The sequence below is a fragment of the Mycolicibacterium pulveris genome (genome assembly GCF_010725725.1).
Lineage (GTDB): Bacteria > Actinomycetota > Actinomycetes > Mycobacteriales > Mycobacteriaceae > Mycobacterium > Mycobacterium pulveris.
The window spans coordinates 3,811,539-3,831,536 of record NZ_AP022599.1 but is presented as its reverse complement, the minus strand read 5'-3'; the positions used below and the strand labels follow the sequence as shown (position 1 = coordinate 3,831,536).

The 19,998-nt window shown below is 67.2% G+C and carries 22 protein-coding genes and 1 tRNA gene; 10 read left to right on the top strand and 13 right to left on the bottom strand.

Translation table 11 applies throughout. The features are described 5' to 3' along the window. Positions 1-220: 220 nt before the first annotated feature. The 5 genes from thrB to argS are packed head-to-tail and all read right to left on the bottom strand — an operon-like array spanning position 221 to position 6,657. Positions 221-1,165, bottom strand: a complete 945-nt coding sequence (thrB, locus tag G6N28_RS18555; protein WP_163902803.1) for a homoserine kinase — start codon at positions 1,163-1,165, stop codon at positions 221-223. A gap of 14 nt (positions 1,166-1,179) precedes the next feature. Further along, positions 1,180-2,265 carry a threonine synthase gene (gene thrC / locus G6N28_RS18550; protein WP_163902801.1) on the bottom strand — a complete coding sequence of 362 codons (1,086 nt, stop codon included), beginning with the start codon at positions 2,263-2,265 and terminating at the stop codon, positions 1,180-1,182. Continuing rightward, complete coding sequence (locus tag G6N28_RS18545; protein ID WP_163902799.1) at positions 2,258-3,586, bottom strand: homoserine dehydrogenase; 1,329 nt, start codon at positions 3,584-3,586, stop codon at positions 2,258-2,260. The genes thrC and G6N28_RS18545 overlap by 8 nt, the downstream gene beginning before the upstream one ends. 3 nt (positions 3,587-3,589) lie before the next feature. Continuing rightward, positions 3,590-5,008, bottom strand: coding sequence for a diaminopimelate decarboxylase (gene lysA / locus G6N28_RS18540; protein WP_163902797.1), 1,419 nt, complete (start codon positions 5,006-5,008; stop codon positions 3,590-3,592). Beyond that, the gene (gene argS / locus G6N28_RS18535) at positions 5,005-6,657 is read right to left on the bottom strand and encodes an arginine--tRNA ligase (RefSeq protein WP_163902795.1); all 1,653 of its coding nucleotides are present in this window, start codon (positions 6,655-6,657) and stop codon (positions 5,005-5,007) included. The genes lysA and argS overlap by 4 nt, the downstream gene beginning before the upstream one ends. A 103-nt stretch (positions 6,658-6,760) precedes the next feature. Between argS and G6N28_RS18530 the strand changes: the two genes are divergently transcribed. Together G6N28_RS18530 and G6N28_RS18525 are read left to right on the top strand one after the other, a co-directional pair. Beyond that, a tRNA-Arg gene (locus tag G6N28_RS18530) sits at positions 6,761-6,833 on the top strand. A 266-nt stretch (positions 6,834-7,099) separates the two neighbouring features. After that, positions 7,100-7,777 (top strand): TMEM175 family protein, encoded by a 678-nt coding sequence (locus G6N28_RS18525; RefSeq protein ID WP_163902793.1) that lies wholly within the window; start codon positions 7,100-7,102, stop codon positions 7,775-7,777. A gap of 136 nt (positions 7,778-7,913) precedes the next feature. On the opposite strand, the gene G6N28_RS18520 is transcribed toward G6N28_RS18525, so the two are convergent. The 3 genes from G6N28_RS18520 to G6N28_RS18510 all read right to left on the bottom strand — a co-directional run bounded on the left by G6N28_RS18520 (position 7,914) and on the right by G6N28_RS18510 (position 9,622). Then, the gene (locus G6N28_RS18520; RefSeq protein WP_163902791.1) at positions 7,914-8,276 is read right to left on the bottom strand and encodes a hypothetical protein; all 363 of its coding nucleotides are present in this window, start codon (positions 8,274-8,276) and stop codon (positions 7,914-7,916) included. Between the two features lie 89 nt (positions 8,277-8,365). After that, entirely contained in the window at positions 8,366-9,289 is a 924-nt protein-coding gene (locus tag G6N28_RS18515) for an SDR family NAD(P)-dependent oxidoreductase (RefSeq protein WP_163902788.1), read from the bottom strand. A 63-nt stretch (positions 9,290-9,352) separates the two neighbouring features. Further along, complete coding sequence (locus tag G6N28_RS18510; protein WP_163902785.1) at positions 9,353-9,622, bottom strand: hypothetical protein; 270 nt, start codon at positions 9,620-9,622, stop codon at positions 9,353-9,355. A gap of 764 nt (positions 9,623-10,386) precedes the next feature. Here G6N28_RS18510 and G6N28_RS18505 point away from each other — a divergent pair. Both G6N28_RS18505 and G6N28_RS18500 read left to right on the top strand, forming a co-directional pair. Then, positions 10,387-11,031 carry a hypothetical protein gene (locus G6N28_RS18505; protein WP_163902783.1) on the top strand — a complete coding sequence of 215 codons (645 nt, stop codon included), beginning with the start codon at positions 10,387-10,389 and terminating at the stop codon, positions 11,029-11,031. Continuing rightward, the gene (locus tag G6N28_RS18500; RefSeq protein ID WP_163902781.1) at positions 11,028-11,834 is read left to right on the top strand and encodes a hypothetical protein; all 807 of its coding nucleotides are present in this window, start codon (positions 11,028-11,030) and stop codon (positions 11,832-11,834) included. The genes G6N28_RS18505 and G6N28_RS18500 overlap by 4 nt, the downstream gene beginning before the upstream one ends. 15 nt (positions 11,835-11,849) lie before the next feature. Here the strand turns inward: G6N28_RS18500 and G6N28_RS18495 are convergent, their stop codons facing one another. Next, positions 11,850-12,731: an LLM class flavin-dependent oxidoreductase gene (locus tag G6N28_RS18495; RefSeq protein WP_163906392.1), complete on the bottom strand. Its 882-nt coding sequence runs from the start codon at positions 12,729-12,731 to the stop codon at positions 11,850-11,852. Positions 12,732-12,820: 89 nt separating this feature from the next. On the opposite strand from G6N28_RS18495, the gene G6N28_RS18490 reads away from it, so the two are divergent. From G6N28_RS18490 to G6N28_RS18475, 4 genes are all read left to right on the top strand, one after another. Next, complete coding sequence (locus G6N28_RS18490) at positions 12,821-13,234, top strand: VOC family protein (RefSeq protein WP_163902779.1); 414 nt, start codon at positions 12,821-12,823, stop codon at positions 13,232-13,234. A 126-nt stretch (positions 13,235-13,360) separates the two neighbouring features. Continuing rightward, positions 13,361-14,671, top strand: a complete 1,311-nt coding sequence (locus G6N28_RS18485) for a sensor histidine kinase (RefSeq protein ID WP_163902777.1) — start codon at positions 13,361-13,363, stop codon at positions 14,669-14,671. Further along, positions 14,659-15,303 carry a response regulator transcription factor gene (locus G6N28_RS18480; protein ID WP_163902775.1) on the top strand — a complete coding sequence of 215 codons (645 nt, stop codon included), beginning with the start codon at positions 14,659-14,661 and terminating at the stop codon, positions 15,301-15,303. The genes G6N28_RS18485 and G6N28_RS18480 overlap by 13 nt, the downstream gene beginning before the upstream one ends. 20 nt (positions 15,304-15,323) lie before the next feature. Beyond that, the gene (locus G6N28_RS18475) at positions 15,324-16,223 is read left to right on the top strand and encodes a DUF4097 family beta strand repeat-containing protein (RefSeq protein WP_163902773.1); all 900 of its coding nucleotides are present in this window, start codon (positions 15,324-15,326) and stop codon (positions 16,221-16,223) included. Positions 16,224-16,233: 10 nt separating this feature from the next. Here G6N28_RS18475 and G6N28_RS18470 read toward each other — a convergent pair whose 3' ends face one another. Next, a complete protein-coding gene (locus tag G6N28_RS18470) occupies positions 16,234-16,764 on the bottom strand; it encodes a GNAT family N-acetyltransferase (protein ID WP_163902771.1) in 531 nt (176 codons plus the stop codon). Positions 16,765-16,833: 69 nt separating this feature from the next. On the opposite strand from G6N28_RS18470, the gene G6N28_RS18465 reads away from it, so the two are divergent. Continuing rightward, positions 16,834-17,226, top strand: coding sequence for a VOC family protein (locus G6N28_RS18465; protein ID WP_163902769.1), 393 nt, complete (start codon positions 16,834-16,836; stop codon positions 17,224-17,226). On the opposite strand, the gene G6N28_RS18460 is transcribed toward G6N28_RS18465, so the two are convergent. After that, complete coding sequence (locus G6N28_RS18460) at positions 17,195-17,854, bottom strand: maleylpyruvate isomerase family mycothiol-dependent enzyme (protein WP_163902767.1); 660 nt, start codon at positions 17,852-17,854, stop codon at positions 17,195-17,197. The two genes, G6N28_RS18465 and G6N28_RS18460, sit on opposite strands and share 32 nt — an antisense overlap. Beyond that, entirely contained in the window at positions 17,841-18,752 is a 912-nt protein-coding gene (locus tag G6N28_RS18455; RefSeq protein ID WP_179962112.1) for an alpha/beta hydrolase, read from the bottom strand. The genes G6N28_RS18460 and G6N28_RS18455 overlap by 14 nt, the downstream gene beginning before the upstream one ends. A gap of 73 nt (positions 18,753-18,825) precedes the next feature. Here G6N28_RS18455 and G6N28_RS18450 point away from each other — a divergent pair, with 73 nt between their 5' ends. Continuing rightward, positions 18,826-19,461, top strand: a complete 636-nt coding sequence (locus G6N28_RS18450) for a TetR/AcrR family transcriptional regulator C-terminal domain-containing protein (RefSeq protein WP_163902765.1) — start codon at positions 18,826-18,828, stop codon at positions 19,459-19,461. Here the strand turns inward: G6N28_RS18450 and G6N28_RS18445 are convergent. Next, on the bottom strand, positions 19,458-19,934 hold the full coding sequence (locus G6N28_RS18445; protein WP_163902763.1) for an Rrf2 family transcriptional regulator: 477 nt from the start codon (positions 19,932-19,934) through the stop codon (positions 19,458-19,460). The two genes, G6N28_RS18450 and G6N28_RS18445, sit on opposite strands and share 4 nt — an antisense overlap. Between the last annotated feature and the right edge of the window lie 64 nt (positions 19,935-19,998).

Sequence of the window (19,998 nt, the reverse complement as noted above, 5' to 3'; positions counted from 1 at the left end):
CTGATCCGCTCAACGCGTGGGCCCCACCATTGCGTGTGCAACGGTGATTGCCGGGATTCGCCGATATCCGACGAACCGTCAGCCCATGGGTAAGTCACGGGGAAAATGAGTGGTGTCCTAGTGTCGGCGCAGGCAGAGACGCTGCGATTGCTGGACAAAAGCGAGAATAACGCGCATCGAAGCCGGAAGCAAGAAACACGCGTGCGAACCGTGTTGCAAACTAGCTCCGAACGGCCACGCCCGACGTCCAGCGGACACCGTCACCAACAGCCATCTCACTGACGGTGAACCCGGACGCGGCACCGAATTCGAGGGCTTCTGCCGGCAACTCTGGTTGTGTACACAACGCCAGAATCGATGGCCCGGCCCCGGAAAGCACCGCTGCAATGCCACAACGCCGCAGTACCTGTAGGTATTCCGCGGACCCCGGCATGGCCTCGGCGCGCTGCGGTTGGTGCAGGACGTCCTCGGTGGCCGTCATCAGCAGGTCGGGCCGCTGGGTGAGCGCGACCACCAGAAGCGCGGCGCGGCTGACGTTGAACCGCGCGTCGGTGTGGTTGACCTGCTCGGGAAGCAGCACCCGGGTTTCGGCGGTCGACGAACGCTGCTGGGGAATCGCGGTGAACAGATGGATATCGCGGTGCAAGCGCAGCGGAACGGCAGCGTATCGCGGCCGCGGCCGGTCAGCCTCGGTCCAGGAGACCACCCCGCCGCCGAGCACGGCAGCCGACGCGTTGTCGGGATGACCCTCGAACTCCGAGGACAACTGGATCAGTTGGTCTTCGGTCAGCGGCGTCGAACCTGCTTGGCTGACAAGGCCGTTGACCGCGGCCAGCCCACCGACCACCGCAGCGGCAGACGAGCCCAGCCCGCGGGAGTGCGGAATGTCGTTGCGGCACCGCACAATCATGCCCGGGACGGCGGCCCCGGCCGCCTGCAATCCGCGCTCGACCGCGCGCACCACCAGATGCGATGCGTCCAGGGGCACCTGGCCAGACCCTTCGCCCTCGACGCTGACGCTCAGCCCGGATGCCACTGTCTCCACGACGATCTCGTCGTAGAGGCCCAGCGCGACACCGAGGCTGTCGAAACCGGGTCCGAGGTTGGCGCTGGACGCAGCGACCACGGCGGTCGCCGTCAGCCCGGCCGGCAGCGTCGTCGTCACTGGGGGGTCACCTGCTAAGCCAGGCCGAGCTTCTCGACCACGGCGATCGGATCGACGGGAACGGGCGTGACGGTCGGCATTCCTTTCAACGCGGTGTCGGGGTCCTTGAGCCCGTTACCGGTGACGGTGCACACCACCGTGGAACCCTTGGCGACCCAGCCGTCTTCGACGGACTTGAGCAGTCCGGCGATGCTGGCCGCGGACGCCGGCTCGACGAAGACCCCCTCGGTGCGCGCCACCAGGTGGTAGGCGGCCAGGATCTCTTCGTCGGTGGCGGCCAGGAAGCGGCCCCCGGACTGTTGTTGGGCCGCCACGGCGGTGTCCCACGACGCCGGCGAGCCGATCCGGATCGCGGTGGCGATGGTCTCCGGGTCGCTCACCGGGGCACCGTGCACCAGCGGTGCGGCTCCCGCGGCCTGGGTGCCCAGCATCCGGGGCAGCCGGTCGGACAAGCCGTCGCGGTGGTATTCGGTGTAGCCCTTCCAGTACGCGGTGATGTTGCCGGCATTGCCGACGGGCAGCGCGTGCACGTCCGGCGCGGTCCCCAGCGCGTCGGCGATCTCGAACGCCGCGGTCTTCTGGCCCTCGATGCGGAACGGGTTCACGGAGTTGACCAGCGAGACGGTCGGGAAGTCCGCGGTGAGCTTGCGCGCGAGTTCCAGGCAGTCGTCGAAGTTGCCGTCGACCTGGATGATCTTGGCGCCGTGTATGACGGCCTGCGCCAGCTTGCCCATGGCGATCTTGCCCTGCGGAACCAGGACCGCGCAGGTGATACCGGCTCGCGCGGCATAGGCGGCGGCCGACGCCGACGTGTTGCCGGTGGAGGCGCACAGCACGGCCTGCTGTCCGCGGGCCACCGCCTCGGTGACGGCCATGGTCATGCCGCGGTCCTTGAACGAGCCGGTCGGGTTGAGCCCCTCGACCTTCAGATGCACAGTGCAGCCGGTGTATTCGGAGAGCCGGGGGGCAGGCAGCAGCGGGGTGCCGCCCTCCCGCAGCGTGATCGGGGTCCAGTCGTCCTGCACCGGGAGACGGTCGCGGTAGGCGGCGATCAACCCGGGCCAGGGCCGGTGCACGGCCGTGGGCGGTGCGCTACTCATTCGTGGCCCCTTCCATGCGCAGCACGCTGTTGATCCTCTGCACCACGTCGAGGTCGGCGAGCGCGGCGACGGTCTCCGACAGTGCTGCATCGGTGGCCTGGTGGGTGACGACGACGATGCGGGCGCCGCAGCGTTGACCGTCGTCGTCGACCATCTCCTCCTGGCGGACCACGGCGATGCTGACCTCCCGCTTGGCGAATTCAGCTGCGACAGCGGACAATACACCCGGCTGATCGGTGACGTTCATGTTGACGTAGTAGCGCGTCGGGATAAACCCGATCGGCGAGATCGGCAGCTTGGCGTATCTGGATTCACGGGGGCCGCGGCCGCCCTGGACGCGGTTGCGCGCGGCCATCACGACATCGCCCATCACCGCCGACGCGGTGGGAGCCCCGCCCGCGCCCTGCCCATAGAACATCAGCTGGCCGGCGGCCTCCGCCTCCACGAACACCGCGTTGAACGCGCCGTTGACGGTGGCCAGCGGATGATCCAACGGCACCAGCGCGGGATAGACCCGGGCCGAAATTCGTTGTTGGCCTTCATCTGAGGTCAACCGCTCACAGATCGCGAGCAGTTTGATGGTGCAGCCGAGCGCACGCGCCGACGCGAAGTCGGCGGGGGTGACTTTGGTGATGCCTTCGCGGTAGACGTCGTCGGCGGTGACGCGGGTGTGAAAGGCGATCGAGGCCAGGATCGCGGCCTTGGCGGCGGCGTCATAGCCCTCCACGTCGGCGGTCGGATCGGCTTCGGCGTAGCCCAGGGCACTGGCATCGGCCAAGGCGCTCTCGTAATCGGCGCCCGTGCTGTCCATCTCGGACAGGATGTAGTTGGTGGTGCCGTTGACGATGCCTGCCACCCGCAGCACGGTGTCCCCGGCCAGCGATTGGGTCAGCGGACGGATGACGGGGATCGCGCCGGCCACCGACGCTTCGAAATACAGGTCCACATGGGCGTGTTCGGCGGCTTGGGCGAGTTCACCGGTCGACACGGCCATCAGTGCCTTGTTGGCGGTGACCACCGACTTCCGTTGTTCCAGCGCCGACAGGATGGCCTTGCGGGCGGGTTCGACCGGCCCCATCAGCTCGACGACGATGTCGACGTCGTCGCGGGAGACGAGCTCTTCGATGTTGTCGGTGAGCATGTCGACGGGCACGCCGCGGTCATCGGCCACGCGTCGGACCCCGACGCCTCGCAGCACCAGCGGAGCACCGATGCGGGCGGCGAGATCGTCGGCGCTGTCCTGAATGATGCGCACGACTTGGCTTCCGACGTTGCCGAGTCCGAGGACCGCTACCCCGATGGGCCTTTCGTGGCTGGTCATCGCTTACCTCACTTCCAGACTCAGTAGGTCGTCGACCGTCTCCCGGCGCAGGATCAGGCGGGCTTGCCCGACGCGCACGGCCACCACGGCGGGGCGACCGATCAGGTTGTACCGGCTCGACATCGAATAGCAATATGCGCCGGTGGCCGCCACCCCCAGTAGGTCGCCCGGTTCGATGTCGTCGGGCACCCAGGTATCGCGTACCACGATATCGCCGCTCTCGCAGTGCTTTCCGACAATCCGACCGAGCCTCGCCGCGGTGTTGCTGGCCCGGGACACGAGCCGGGCGTCGTATTCCGCGCCGTAGAGCGACGTGCGGATGTTGTCGCTCATCCCGCCGTCGACGCTGACATAGCGACGGTATCTGTCGGAGGAGACCGCGACGTCTTTGACCGTCCCGACCCGATACAGCGTGATGGTGCCGGGACCGGCGATGGCGCGACCCGGTTCGACGACCAGCCGCGGCGTGGGCAGCCCGACCGCCGCCGACTCGTCGCGGACGATGGCGCTCAGCTTGGCGGCGAGTTCGGCCACCGGCGGCGGGTCGTCCTGTGGCAGATACGAGATGCCCAGTCCCCCACCGAGGTCGACGGTCGACATCTGTGACGTCTTGTCGACGCCGAACTCGGCGACCACGTCGCGCAGCAGCCCGATGACCCGGTGCGCGGCCAATTCGAAGCCCGCGACGTCGAAGATCTGCGAACCGATGTGGCTGTGCAGGCCGACCAGCCGCAGATGGTCGGTGGCGAAGACCCGTCGCACCGCGTCCATCGCGGCGCCGGTGGCCAGCGACAGGCCGAACTTCTGGTCTTCGTGTGCGGTGGAGATGAATTCGTGAGTGTGGGCTTCGACGCCGACGGTGACACGCACCAGGACGTCCTGCACGACGCCCGCGGCGCCGGCGATCTCGTCGAGGCGGTCGATCTCGATCATCGAGTCCACGACGACGTGTCCCACTCCGGCCTTCACGGCGGCGGTCAGTTCGTCGATGGATTTGTTGTTGCCGTGCAACGCGATTCGCTCGGCCGGGAAGCGGGCGTGCAGGGCGACGGCGAGCTCGCCGCCGCTGGCCACGTCGAGCGCGAGTCCTTCCTCGTCGACCCAGCGGGCGATCTCGGTGCACAGGAACGCCTTGGCGGCGTAGCGTACGTTCTCTCCCCCGCCGAAGGCCGCCGCGATCTCGCGGCAACGGGAACGGAAGTCGTCCTCGTCGATCACAAAGACCGGCGTCCCGAACTCCGCGGCGACGTCGGTGACCGGTACCCCGGCGATGGACACCACGCCGTCCTCGCCGCGAACAGCGTTGCGCGGCCATACATTCGGAGCGAGCATCAGCATTTCATCCGGGGACTGCGGACGCGGCGGAGCGCCGCCGTGGTGCACCTCTTCGGCGTGGCGGGGTCCGGCGGGATGGGCGATCACATGCGCTCCGGTGCGGTGACGCCGAGGATGCCTAGGCCGTTGGCGATGACCTGCCGGGTGGCCTGGCACAGCGCCAGCCGGGCACTGTGCAGCTCGTTCGGCGCTTCGTCGCCTTGCGGCAGGACCCGGCAGGAGTCGTAGAACCGGTGATAGTCGCCTGCCAGGTCCTCGAGATAACGCGACACCCGGTGCGGTTCACGCAGGGTCGCAGCGGTTTTCAGCACGCGCGGGAACTCACCGATGTTGCGGATCAGTGTGCCTTCCTTGTCGTGGGTCAGCAGCTCCAGGTGCGAGGTGTCGGCGGACACGCCGAGCTCGGCGGCGTTGCGGGCCAGGGCGCACAACCGCGCGTGGGCGTATTGCACGTAGTAGACCGGGTTTTCGTTCGACGCCGAGGACCACAGCTCGAGGTCGATGTCGATCGGGCTGTCGACCGACGACCGGATCAGCGAGTACCGGGCGGCGTCGACGCCGATGGCTTCGACCAGGTCATCGAGGGTGATCACCGTGCCCGCCCGCTTACTCATCCGCACCGGCTGCCCGTCGCGGACCAGGTTGACCATCTGGCCGATGAGCACCTCGACGGTGGCGGGGTCCTCACCGAGCGCCGCGGCGACGGCCTTGAGCCGGGCGATGTAGCCGTGATGGTCGGCGCCGAGCATGTAGATGCACAGGTCAAAACCGCGTTCGCGCTTGTCGAGGTAGTAGGCGATGTCGGCGGCGATGTAGGCCGGGGCGCCATCGCTCTTGATGACGACACGGTCCTTGTCGTCGCCGTAGTCGGTGGTGCGCAGCCAGACCGCGCCGTCCTTCTCGTAGATGCTGCCGGCCTCGCGGAGGCGGGCAATGGCCTGCTCGACCCGCCCGGAGGTGTGCATCGAGTCTTCGTGGGTGTAGACGTCGAAGTCGGTGCCGAACTCGTGCAGCGACTGCTTGATGTGGTTGAACATCAGGTCGACGCCGATGGCGCGGAACGTCTCGCGCATCTGGTCGTCGGGCAGGCGCAGCGCGTCGGGCTCCTTGGCGAGCACCTGCGCGGCGATGTCCTTGATGTAGTCGCCGGCGTACCCGTCGTCGGGGGTGGGTTCCCCCTTGGCGGCGGCGATCAACGAGTTGGTGAACCGGTCGATCTGGGCGCCGTGGTCGTTGAAGTAGTACTCCCGGGTGACATCGGCGCCCTGGGTGGACAGCAGCCGGCCCAGCGCGTCACCGACGGCGGCCCAGCGGGTCCCGCCGATGTGGATCGGTCCGGTGGGGTTGGCCGAGACGAACTCGAGGTTGATCCGCTGGCCGGCGAGGGCGTCGGAGTGCCCGTAGCGCGCGCCGGCGGTCAGCACGTTGCTGACGATGGTGTTCTGCGCGGACGCTTCCAGGCGCAGGTTGACGAACCCGGGCCCGGCGACGTCGGCGGCGGCGATGCCGTCGTGGGCGGCGAGCGCTCCGGCCAGCCATCCGGCCAGCTCACGCGGGTTGACGCCGACCTTCTTACCGAGCTGCAGGGCGAGGTTGGTGGCGTAGTCGCCGTGCTCGGGGTTGCGCGGACGCTCGACGGTGACGGTGGCCGGCACGGCTGAGGTGTCCAGGCCACGCTCGGCCAGCACCGCGGCGGTGGTGGTCTTGAGCAGCTCGGCGAGGTCAGCGGGGGTCACGGTGGTCCATCCTATGGTCTTGGGTGGTCAGCCCCCGAATCCGTTCCCGGTGCCCGCGATGCGTTACGCTGTGCTGGCCCATTTGGCGCAGCATGTCATACGCGCCCCCGTAGCTCAGGGGATAGAGCGTCTGCCTCCGGAGCAGAAGGCCGCAGGTTCGAATCCTGCCGGGGGCACTACCGGAAACGCTCGTTGACCTGGTCTTTAGCCATCCGCGTCGGCGGTGGCCGCCGCAGACCATTCCTGGGAACCGCGTTGTTGGACCATCGACGAGGTCGAACACTCGGCGAACGAATGGCTCGACCGGGTTCACAGTTGACGATTGCACAGCTGGCTGGACGACGTTCCGCCCGAAGAATGCGCGGCGACAAATTACGCTCACATCCAAGCGTCCCAATGATCGAACTCCCAGCGTCGTTCTTGGGGGAGGGCAGATTTGATCATGGCTGACAAGGAGCCCGAGGCAGGCCGACGACCGAGCTTGCGGACCGCCCGAATGGAGGCGTTCAGCGACGGGGTGTTCGCGATCGCCATCACGCTGCTTGTTCTCGAGATCGGCGTCGAGGCAGGCGCTGAGGACGATCTGCTCACGGCGTTGACTCACCAGTGGCCGTCGTATGTGGCATACCTGATCAGCTTCTCGACCATCGGGGCGGTATGGATCAAACACACGGTCATAACGGAGTACCTCGACAGTGCCACGGCGATTCTGATCCGACTGAATCTGCTGTTGCTGATGGTGGTGTCGTTCTTGCCTTTTCCGACTCGACTTGTAGCTGAGCACATCAACGTCCACAACGCCGAGCGGGTCGCAACGACCGTCTACGGGATGAACTTGCTGCTGACGTCTTTTCTGCTGGGTGCCTTGTGGCGCTACGCCGTCCGCGAGCGCCTGATTCGTGCCGATGCGACCGATGCCGAAGTGACGACACTGAGCAGACAGTTCGTGCCGAGCCTGACCGGCTACGTCGTGATGATGGTGGTCGGGTTGTTTGTGCCCCTGGTGGCCGTGCTCGGCTACCTCGCGATCGCGGTGTACATCATCCTTCCGGTGCACGCGATTTGGCGCCGGAGATCCCGCTCATGGGGTCTGGTACGTCGCCGGCACGACCGAGGATGATCAGCGTCGCGAACGCATTTACGAGCTGACGCTGGAGTCGGCCAGGTGAAACCTGGGGGATCACGAACTGGCCGTCTTCGACGGACCGGACAAGGCGTGACCCCCGGCTGCAACGTCGGCGCCCGACGCGCTCGTGTTATCCGCCGAACTGCTGACCGAAAAGCGGATTCTGGCCGGGGTTTTGGTGCGTTCGTTGCGCGACGCCCTGGGCAAGCGCGTTCAGCAAGGGGTTTTCCTTGATGAGCTGGCGCTGATCTTCCTCGGACATCTGGTAGAAGGTCCACAGCCCCCAGGCCGCCGGCCGGACATACAGCGTCACCTTCTGACGGCGCCCCTTGGACTGCGGCAGCATCGCCGCAACGGGAACGACCCGGTCGAGCGTCGCCGCGCTGGTCAGCTCCTCCGCGAGCTTGTCGATATCCACTGAGTCTTGGAGTTCATACGCCGCCGACTGATGAGTCTGGTGGGCCGAGCCCTGCAACGCCAGAAACCACGCCATCCCCGTCTCCTTTGCTCGTTGCTATCGACGCCAGGGTAAACGACGCCGACCGCCCACTGGCTGCCGGGCGAAACAAGCGACGCGCCGCCTCACAGGTCTGGTCCGCCGGGAAGCGCGGCGGTGGACTGGGGCAGGGTGGTGCCCGTTTCGCTCTCGGCGAATTCCCATAGCCGCCGAGCGGTTTCGTAGTCACAGGCGGCTGCCGACCGGCCGCTCAGCGTCGGGCCACCCTTCAAACCGAGTCTGCTGTCGATACCGACATAGCTGCCAGGGGGGATCGGCTCGGTGATGCAGTACAGCGTCGGTGCGGCGCCGGCGTCGAGATCGTTCGCGAGGAGCCGGGCCACCGACCTGACCACCGTGTGAGCCGTCGCCATCAGCCGCTTGTCCGACACGTTGGACAGGTTCGAGGCCACCCAGCCCGGGTGCGTCAGATAGCAGGAGACCGGCGAAGTTGCCTCACGCAACCGCCGGTCGAGTTCCAGTCCCCACAGCATCACCGCAAGCTTCGAGCGCGCGTAGGCCGGAAATGCAGACCACCTGCGGGTGCGCAGGTGCGGATCGTCGATCGCGATACTGGCCACCTTGTGCGCGTCGGAGCCGACGGTGATGATCTTTGACCGGACTCGTTCAAATATCAGATTGGTCAGGGCGAACGGACCGAGAAAGTTTGTGCCCAAGGTGATCTCGAAGCCGTCCACCGTGTCGCTTCGCCGCTGAGCGACCATGCCGGCGTTGTTGATCAGGATGTCGACGTCACCGTCGAACAAGTCAGGAAAAGCCCGCACGGAGGACTGATCGGCCAGGTCGAGTTTGACGACGGACGTGTCTCCGCCCATCTCGGCCGCGCGCTGCGCACCGAGCTCGACATTTCGGACCGCCAGGATCACGTGCGCTCCCGCGCGGGCGAGCGCCGTCGCCGTCGCGAGACCCACGCCGTTGGTGGCGCCGGTGACGATGATGCGTTTGCCGTTCAAATCGCCGAGCCGCGTCGGCGACCATTTGGTAGACACGCTGGCAGCGTATCCAGCTGGCCGCCCCGCTGATGCGAGGCGGCCATCGGGTCGGAAACTACGTCACCACTTCCAGGGTTTGTCCCAGTGACCCGGCGGCGGGACGAACGGCAATTTCGCGATCTGCCCGGGTGGCGGCACGAACGGCAGGTGTGAGATGTGCCCCGGCGGCGGAATGACGTGGCCGGGCCCCGGCGGATGCGGGTGCCACCACCAGTCCTCATGGGCTTGGGCTTGACCGGTGCCGAGGCCGACGGATGCGAGACCCAGCGCACCCGCGAGTGCGGCCCCGGCGGCAACAGTTTTGAGGGTTTTCAGGTTTTTCCTGCTCATCGGGAACTCCAATCGGCTGGTCACCCTGCCGGCCTTGGGCTCAACCCGGCAAGACCACATAACGCCCCCAGTACGTCTATCGTTCCACGGGCGCGCCCCGTTATCGACCGCCCGCGCGGGCCTAGCGGCTGCGCCCGGTTCGCCCGGACACCGTTTTCGGCTTCCCCCTTTTAATTGCTCAGGGGTTCCGGAATAGAGTTCGCCTGGCCGTTGACCAAACAGGTATCGGGGCCACGAGGTGGAGGCTTCTTTCCCCCGGTGTTCGGTCGATAGATTAGCGTGCCGAAAGACAATCCGTGCGATCTTGATCCGTGACCTCCATCCAGACTTTAGCCTTACTATTGACCGTCAGTCCCTGCCGCCCAATCACCGCCGTCTGACGGTCGCCCCACGGTCGACACCGGACGGTCCGCAGCGCGATCCACCCTGAACGCACTGTTTATTCACCAGCTGTACCCGCAAAAGCAAGGATTTACGCCTTCGTTAGTATCGGCTGGTTTTTTCATTTGTTTCGTTTAATCCGGCAAACAATTGATCATCGGATATCTACTCGAGCGTCGTCACACTCGATCTCTTCCGGCCGTTAAAGATCGTTTGGATACAACCAATCTTGATGCGTGAAAGCGGGTTTTGGACCTTCAGGATCGGGACCCTCAATCCTGCACGCAAAACTCCGCGTCAATTTTTTGTTTGGATTTGCTGTGTGCGGGCTACTGAGCTCATACCAAAATTCGCTATCGGCCCACACCACCTAGGAAGATCCCATGGAACTCGCAGCTCGCCCACTTGTAACCACCGGGGTCGCCATCGTCGGCGCCACTGCCTTGATCGCCGGCCCGATCGCGGCCCCTGGGCCCGACATCGCCAGCCCGTCTGTGCCTTCCCTTTCAGCCGACAGCGCGTTGTTGGCTGCCCTCGCCGATATCGGCCCCGTCCCGACACTGGTTGATCCCGCCGGTGCCGCATCGGCGTTGACGTTCCTGATCACACAGACCTCGGAGTTGATCAACTTCGGTCTGATCTCCGTCGCGGAGGGCTTCACCTTCGGTGCCGCACAGTTCGCGACCCTCGTCGCAGCCGGGCCGGCCAACGTCGCCGAGCTGGTGGCAGCAGCCGCAGACGCCGGCGCCTACTTCAGCACGCAGCTGGCCGAGCTCGTCATCTTCGGTGTCACCCAGGCCGCCGGCCTGGTGAACTTCGCCGTCGCGCAGGCAGCGGTCGCGCTCGCGGGAGCCGGCGCCGCACTGGTCGAACTGGTCGCCGCGGGCGCGGATGCCTTCATCGATTTGGTCACCGCGGCGGCCGATGCCGGTAGCTTCTTCAACAACAACGCCGCCGAACTCGTTGTGTTCGCCTTGAATTCGGTTTTCCCCGCGCCCTTTGCGGCGCCCCTGGAGAGTTCCTGGTGACCCAAGGGAAGGGCCTGGTGGATTTCGGTATCGCCGGTGCGGCGGCCGGATTGGAGTCCGGCGTCGACGCGTTCGTCGGTCTCCTCGCTGCGGGTGCGGCCACCGTTGCGGGCCTCACCGCCGCGGGCGTGGAACTCGGCGCGTTCGTCGTCGACTCGCTGGCCGAGTTGGTGGTGTTCGCCACCGCGCAGACCGCGGGGCTCGGCAACTTCGGGTTGGCACAAGCGGCAGCGGCCGTGGCCTTCGGCGCGGACGCGATCACCGGTCTCACCGCGGCGGGCGCCGAGTTGCTGGACGGGCTCGTCACCGCCGCCGCCGAGGCCGGGGTCTTCTTCAGCACCGCCATCGCCGACGCTGTGGTGTCGATCATCGACGGAATCACCCCCGCTGCCACGGTCGCCGCCGATTCCGCGTTCCGCACGGCGGATCACGGACCGGAGGACCTTCCCGAGTTCGGAGCGCAGACGTTCGCAGTGAGCATCGACAACGCTTCTGCCGAAGCGCATTCGGGCGGGGCAGGCGACAGTGACGGCCTCGGCGGGGGTGCCGAGGACGACGCTGCGGGCGCCGGCGACGACAGCGCCGACGACACCTCGAGCGACCTGGACTCCGGTGCCGAGGACGACGCCGCCGTCGACCTCGCCGGCGACGAGGGCTTCACCGACGCCACCGACACCGAAGGGACGGACGAGTCCACCGGCGAGCCCGAAAATGATGTCAGCGACGACGACAGCGACGCGGACGCGGGCACCGATGCGGGCCAAGGCTCCGATGACGGCTCCGGTGGCGCGAGCACTGACTAGCGCTTGACCGTCGGTCTACGCGAAGTCCTTGACCACGTCAGCGACCCGGCGTAGCTGGTCGAGATTGGAACTCGTTGGGATCAAGTGGATTTCATCGGTCCCGATGTCGCGGAACCTGCGCAGCACCGCGGCGAGCTCGTCGTCGGTGCCGGCCCAGCCGGTGCTGGGCGCCATCGCATCGACGTACTCGGCCGGGATCCAGTTCATGTACCGGCGCAGGTGTCGGTGCACTTGGGCCCGCGGGCCCTCGCCGTCGCCGATGGCGAACCAGAACGACGTGGCCAGGTGCGGGTCGGGCTTTCCGGCTTGTGCCCATGCCTGGCGGGCGACGTCGAACAGTTCGTTCTGCTTGCCCACGTCGAGGTCCAGGGTGGTGCCGGCCATCCCATCGGCCCACCGGGCGGCGCTGCGCACGGTCTTCGGTCCGATGGTGCCGACCAGAAGTCGCGGCCCCCCGGACTGCACCGGCGGTGGTCCGACCGCGACGACGGAGTCGGTCACCTTCTCGCCGGCCCAGACACGTTTCATCACTGCGACACGGTCGGCCATTTCCCGCATGGTTTGGGTCGCCGGGTCCGCCCCGACGGCGTGGTAGTCCTCGTGGCGGCCGCCGACGCCGATACCGACGGTCAACCGGCCGTCGCACAGCAGGTCCCCGGTCGCCAGCTGCTTGGCGAGCATGACCGGGTCGTGTAGCTGCGGCACCACCACCGTCGTCACCAGCCGCACCCGCGCGGTCCACGCCGCCAGCGCACCCAGCAACGTCAGGCTCTCGGGGTTGTCGAACGCGATGCGTTCACCCCAACACAGCGACGAGAACGGTCCGTCGTCGATGGCCCGTGCCCACGCCTTGAGCGTGCCGGCGTCGAGGTCGGCTTCCATCACCGGCATGGTCATCCCGATCTGCACGACGGCGATTCTGGCACGAACGACCCGAGGGCCGGGATTGACCTCGACAAATCGTGTCCGCTGGCAGCATGGCGGCTATGGCGATCAACACTCGGTCCGTCGCGCACGTTCGGCTCACCGTCACCGACATCGAGCGGTCCCGGCAGTTCTACGAAAGTGTGTTCGGCTGGGGTGTGCTGTTCGAGCTTCCCGAGAAGGCCGACGAAGCCACCCGCGAGGCGCTCAGCTTCCTGTTCGGCGGCGTGATCTACGACCTCGGGGGCATGCTCGTAGGGCTGCGCCCGGTCGGGTCGGACCGCTTCGACGAGAACCGCACCGGTCTGGATCACCTGGCGTTCCGGCTGGACAGCAAGGCCGAATTGGACGCCGCGGCAGACCATCTCGACGCGCTGGGTGTGATCCGCGAACCGATCAAGGACATCGGGCCGATGTACATCCTGGAGTTTCGCGATCCGGACAACATCGCGCTGGAGCTCACCGCCCCGAAGTGACTTCGGCGCGCTCATCGACCCTGAGGGCGCATTGGCGCACCGAAATCGCAGGGGTGGGGTTATCCCCCAGCTGGTTCTACGGAAATCGCTGTGTTGCCTGCCGTCCGCATTCCATAGGTTGGGTGTATGGTCGCAGTCACCGACACGAGCTCCGAGGCCACCGCGCCCCTCGGCACCCGCGTGAGCGCGCCCGCCGCGCCCACACGCCACATCGGCGCCGTCCCGACAGCCTCGATGATCACCGGCGCCGCCCTTGCCCTGGTCTGGTTCTGGATCCCGTTGGGGGTTCTGATCCTCGGCATCACGTCCATCCCCAGCGGCATCGGATTCGCCATCGCCGTCGTGGTTTTCGTGTACTTGATGCGCGGCGTCGAGTGGGTCGAACGCATCCGCAGCGAGGCGGTGTTCGGCATGCGGATCGGGGTGCCGCCGCGACGGATGTCGCCCCATGAGGGCATTCAGCGCTGGCTGCACCAGCTGTGGCTGGACATCAGCGGCGCCCGGCTGTGGAAAGCCGCCGCCCACCACTACCTGCGGATGATCTACGACATGCTGGCGACCGGCATTGCGTTCGCGCTGCTGCTGTTCGCGTTCGTGGGCCCGGCAGGCGCGATCGCCATCGGGCAGAGCGACGACGACGCAGGGATACCGTTCCTGTCGGTGCCGTTGGCGTGGGTGCTGGCCGTGATCGCAGCGGTAGCGGCGGCGGCGATCCTGGTGTTCGCACCGGCGCTGGACGCCTCGATCGACCGGTGGCTTCTGTCCCCGTCGTCCACGGCAACGCTGCAACACCAGGTCAGCGCCTTGGCCGACGCCAGGCAGGGCGCGGTGTCGTCGGCGCAGACCGAACGTCACCGCATCGAGCGCGACCTGCACGACAGCGTGCAACCCCGGCTGGTGTCGCTGGCGATGACGATCGGGCTGGCCCAGACCAAGCTGGACACCGACCTGCCCGCGGCCAAGACGCTGATCGCCGAGGCGCATGACGACGCCAAGAACGCGTTGGTGGAACTGCGCAACGTGGTGCGGGGTATCGCGCCGACGATCCTGTCCGACCGCGGGCTTGACGCGGCGCTGTCCTCGGTGGTGCAGCGCTCCCCGGTGCCGACCGCACTCAACGTCGACCTGCCGCGCCGGTTGCCTGAGGAGGCCGAAGCCTGCGCGTATTTCGTTGTCGCCGAAGCGCTCACCAATGTTGCCAAGCACGCGCACGCCACCCAGGCCATCGTCACCGTGCGGTTCGACGAGTCGTCGAACCAGCTGTCGGTGTCGGTGTTCGACGACGGCCGCGGCGGTGCGCGGATCACCGGCGACGACGACGCGACCGGGCTGCGCGGATTGGAGGAGCGCGTGCGGGCGGCGCGCGGCACGTTCACCGTGTCCAGCCCCGCCGGAGGACCCACGATCGTGACAGCGGTGTTGCCATGCGCATCGTGATCGCGGAGGATTCCGCGCTGCTCAGGGCCGGGATCGAACGCATCCTCACCGACTCCGGTCACGAGGTCGTCGCCGGGGTGCCCGACGCCAACAACCTGCTACGGCTGGTGAACGAGCAGCGGCCGGATCTGGCCATCGTCGACGTCCGCATGCCCCCCACGTTCACCGATGAAGGGATCCGCGCCGCGGCGCTGCTGCGCAGCCAGAACCCCGAGTCGGCGGTGCTGGTGCTCTCGCACTATGTCGAAGAACGCTACGCGGCGGACCTGATCGCTTCGGACACAAAGGGATTTGGTTACCTGCTCAAGGACCGGGTTGCGGATGTGCCCGCCTTCCTCGATGCCGTCGAAGTGGTCGGTGCGGGCGGCACCGTCCTTGACCCCGAGGTGGTGTCGCAGATTCTGGTGCGCTCACATCGACGCAGCGCGCTGGACCAACTCACTCCTCGCGAGCATGAGGTACTGCAGTTGATGGCGGAGGGCAAGACGAACTCGGCGATCGCCGCCGCGCTGCACATCTCGATCGGGTCGGCCGAAAAGCACATCGCGTCGATCTTCACCAAGTTGGACCTGGTTCCCGACGAAACCGAGAACCGCCGTGTGCTGGCCGTGCTGCGTTATCTCGAATCCTGAGACGTTGGAAGGATTTTCATATGACCACCATTGCTCCCCCGCCACCAGCGCCGCCGGTTCCCCATGCCGATCCGCCGCCGTCGCTGCCCGGGGGCGGCCGCACCGCGGTGCGTGCCGCGGTGGTGATCGCCGCGGTGTTGCTGGTGGCCGGAACACTCGTGGTGCTGGGCGTGTTGGCTTGGGGCATCAGCAATTTCCGGATCGTCACCGATTCCAAGCCGCTGCCTGCGGGGATGCGGTCGCTGGAGATCGACACGGGGTCGGTGCCGATCGCCATTCGCATCACCACCGATCGCGAAGCCCGTGAGCCGCGTACCAACCTGCGCATGGTCAACTCGATCTCGGCCGGTGCGAACCCGTTGTCGGTCGACGCCGATGACGCGCAGGCACGGGTCACCATCAACGGTGAGCCGTCGGAGTTTCTGCAGTGGAGCCGGGCCGGGGAGATCACCGTCGTGTTGCCGCCCGAATTGGCCCGCAGGCTCACGATCAGCACGCAGCAGGAGACCGGTGTGGTATTTGCCCAAGCCGACCTCGATCAGTTCAACGCACGCACCGAACGGGGTGCCGTCGTCCTCAACGGCGCCGCCCGGCGTGTCGAAATCCACACCGTCGACGGCGAGGTGGTGGCCCGCGACCCGATCAGCGTATCCGAATCATTCACCGCCACAACGGTTACCGGCGACATCAAGGTCGACTTCGCCGATGCCGCTCCGCGCACCGTCGACGTCAGCAGCCAAGAGGGTGACGTCCTCGTCGCGTTGCCCGGGCATGGGCGGTACCTGGTCGACGCGAGCACCGGGCGCGACCGAGGAGGGCCCGTGGTACGGGTGCCGAGAACCTCCGAGCGTGCGGCGGCTACCGCAGTGATCACCGCCCGCTCCGATACCGGCGACGTCGTCATCGACGATTTAGGTTAGCCACCCGACGTCACCGCAGCGCCTTGGCGAACAACAGGCAGTCCTGGGGCTCGTCGCTGAGGTTGGGCAACAGGGCATATCGAGCCAGCCGACCTTCCAAGGTGAGCCCGCTGCGGTGCAGCAGCCGTGCCGACGCCACGTTGTCGACGTGACAGTGCGCCGACATGCGGTAGGCGGCGGGGTCGCGGTGGGCCGCGTCGATAAGCAGCGCCACCGCCTCGGACATGAAGCCCTGTCCCCACCAGGCACGGCCCAGGTAGTACCCGAACTCGATGATGTGCGGCTGCGGCCGGTGCCAGCCGCACGCACCGATCGGGCCGCCGCCGTCGTGCAGGTCGATGAGCCACGTGGTTTCGCCGCCGGCGTTGAACACCCCGGTGATCACCCGCTTGGTCTCGGCGACGTCGCGGTGCGGACGCCACGCCATGTAGCGAGGCACTTCCGGGTCGGAGGCGATGCGTTCGAACAGCGGTGCGGCGTCCTCGATCGTCGGCGGGCGCAGCCTGACCCGCGGTCCGCTCAACACCTCCGGATCCGCCATACGCTCAATTTTGCACCGTGGCGCGCACGCTGTGGCGCGGCGCGTGCCGCGGTGGTTGACTGGATCCGTATGGCTATCACGTTCAACCACACCATCGTCGCCGCCAAGGACAAGACGGAGTCGGCGACCTTTCTCACCGAGTTGTTCGGCCTGCCCGATCCGCAACCGTTCGGTCATTTCATGGCGGTCACGCTCAACCACGGCGTCAGCCTCGACTACGCCGATATGCCCGACGGACAAGAGATTTGCCCCCAGCACTACGCGTTTCTGGTCTCCGAAGACGAGTTCACCGAGATCTACGGGCGTATCCAGGAGCGCGGGATGGAGCACTGGGCCGATCCTCGCCAAACCCGGCCCGGGGAAATCAATCGCAACGACGGCGGTCGCGGTGTGTACTTCCTCGACCCCTCCGGCCACTACCTGGAGATCCTCACCCGGCCGTACGGTTCGGGCGCGGGCTGATCCGCGACGCCAGCACGTCGACGCCGTCGCCGCGCAGCGACGACAGCATGTGCGGGCGGTTGCCGAGCACCGACACCAGATCGGCGGCTCGGCCCCGCACGGTCGGCCCCTGTCCGCCATGAGCCCAATCGACGTCGACGGCGCGTAGACGCAAACCCCTGCTGTTGCGGTAGGCAGGCACAAACGGATTCGGCACGGTCACCTGGGTGTTGAGCACCGCGACCAGCACGTCGGGCGGAATCGCAGGCGTGCGGCCGATCGCGAACAGGATGTCCAGTTCGTGGGTGACGTGATCGCCCAGCAGGAGCCGCGGCGGAAACACCCGCCCCAGCCCACGGGGGCGGACCGTCAGTCGGGCGAACTCGTCGAGCAGTGCGGCGGGGCTGCTGGTCGCGGCCAGCGACCTCGCCAGGTGGGCATTGGCGCGGTCGAACGAACCGCCGTGGCGCACCATCGCGACCGTCACGATGCGCGTCCCCGCGCGGTAACCGATCACCAGATGGGCCAGTACGTCGTGGTTGGACCATGCGTCGCACAGGCTGGACCGGGACCAGTCGGCTTCGGAGAGGCTCGCGGCCACCGAAACGAACCGTTCGTCGTTGCGGCGCAACCGTTCACGTGCGGACATCGAGGTGCTCCTGCAGGAACGCGGTTTGTACCGCCAGCACGCGGCCCACCAGCGGCGGATGGTAGATCGCGAAGTGGTCGGAGTCGAAGTGGCGCGCCTGCCCACGCGGAGCACGCTGGGCGACGAGCACGGCATATCTCGGATCCATCAGGGTTTCGCGATCACACACGCACACCAACAACGGGGCGCTGACGTTGCGGGCGTGCCGGAGCGCCGATGACGCGACCATCGCCACGGCGTCGAGCGCGACGATCCGGTTGTCGAACCGGCCCCCCGGAGGAACCGTGGAGTTCCACCCGGCCTGCGCTCCGGCAACGCTGACCATCGCCAGGCTTGCCGGTGGGGCGACGATCGGCACATGGCGTCGTCCGCGCCGCGTCACTGCGCGCAAGACGTCCTCGATGATCGCCGGCGTCAGCCGTAGCGAGGCCGCTAGGCCGAGCCGGCGCGCGGCACTCGGTCCGTGCACTATCGGGCACTGCACCACGGCGGCGGCCACGTCGTCGCGGCCAGCAGCCACCCGGACCACGTTCATCCCGCCGAGGCTGGTGCCCCACAACCCGACCCGGGCGGCGTCGACATGCAGACACCGTTTCAGCCGGACCAGCGCCGCTGCGACGTCGTGTCGCTGATGCTTCAGCGAAATATGTTGGCGTGGTTCACCTTCAGATTCACCGGTATTGCGGTAGTCGAAGGCCAGTGTTGCGATACCGGCCTTCGCGAAGTGCTGTTCGTATTGCGCGAGCATCATGTCGTGGGTGGCGCCGAGTCCGTGGACCAGCACCACCCCGGGATGCGGTCCGGCACTCTCCGGCAGCGTCAGCCACGCGGCACATCGAACACCGCGAGAACGGAAGTCAGCGCGTTCGGTCCTGATGGTTCCCGTCGTCGTCGGCACAGCGGCCTCCTTTAAGTACGGTGTACGTATCGCTACACTGCTTTACGTACGTCGTACTTGTCAAGGGGTGGCGATGAGGGCACGTTTCACGACCGACGAGATCGCGGCCGCGGCGCTGAGCATCGTCGACGACGCCGGGGTGAGCGCGTTGAGCATGCGCGCACTGGCCGCCGTGCTCGGCACCGGTCCGATGACGGTCTACAACTACGTCCGCGACAAGGCGGAGCTGGAGGAGCTCGTCGTCGCCGCCGTCGTCGCCGAGATGGCGGTACCCGAGCCCACCGCCGACTGGCTCGAGGATGTGCACGCGCTTGCTGAGGCGATGTGGCGCGGTATCCGCGCCCATCCGGCCGCGATTCCGTTGGTGCTGACGCGACGTACGTTGTCGGCCACGGGTTTCGCGGTGGCCGACGCACTGATCGGCGCGCTGAAGCGTGGCGGCCTCAAGGACTCCGACCGGCTGGCCGCGTTTCACGCGGTGCTCGCCTTCGTCGTCGGCGCCGTACAAGCCGAACTCACCGGACCGCTCACGCGCGGTGGTGACGCATCGGAGGCCGCGGCCCGCATCGGCGCGGTCGCCGGTGCGGAGTATCCGCATATCGCGGAGCTGTCGCAGGTGGCGATGCGCACGACGATCGACGACGACTTCGATCGGGGGCTGCGAATGTTGCTCGACGGAATCGCCAAACGGCACAAGCGTCGGCGTTAGTCCAGCGAGTGCCCGCGGCTGGCCTCCTGGCGGCGGTAGTCGTCGGCGAGCCTGCTCACGTGATCGGGCAGCTTGCCCGCGGCGACGTCGGCGAGGCTGGTCTCCTCGAGCACCCATCGCATGCTGGCCCGCAGCGCGCGCCACACGTCGGTCAACTTTGCGGTCGGCCCGGAGTACGGCAGGTCGCCGAGGCCGATGTCGCGGACGCTGGCCAGCGGCCCGTCGATGCACCGCAGCACGTCGGCGATGCTGATGTCGTCGGCCGGCCGGGCCAGCGCGTATCCACCTTCGCGGCCGCGGTGGCTGCGCACGAGCCGGTCGGTGCGCAGCGCGGAGAGGATGTCGACGAGAAACTGCGCGGGGATGCCCTGCGCCTTCGCCAGGTCCTCGGTCTTGACCACCGCGCCGTCCTCGGCGGTCGCCAGCTGGACCATCGCGCGCACGGCGTACTCCGCCTTGGCCGACATCCGCATCAGGTCAGGTTAGTCGGGCAGGCCGCCGAAATTCGGCACCCCGACCGCCGAGATCGACGTTTTG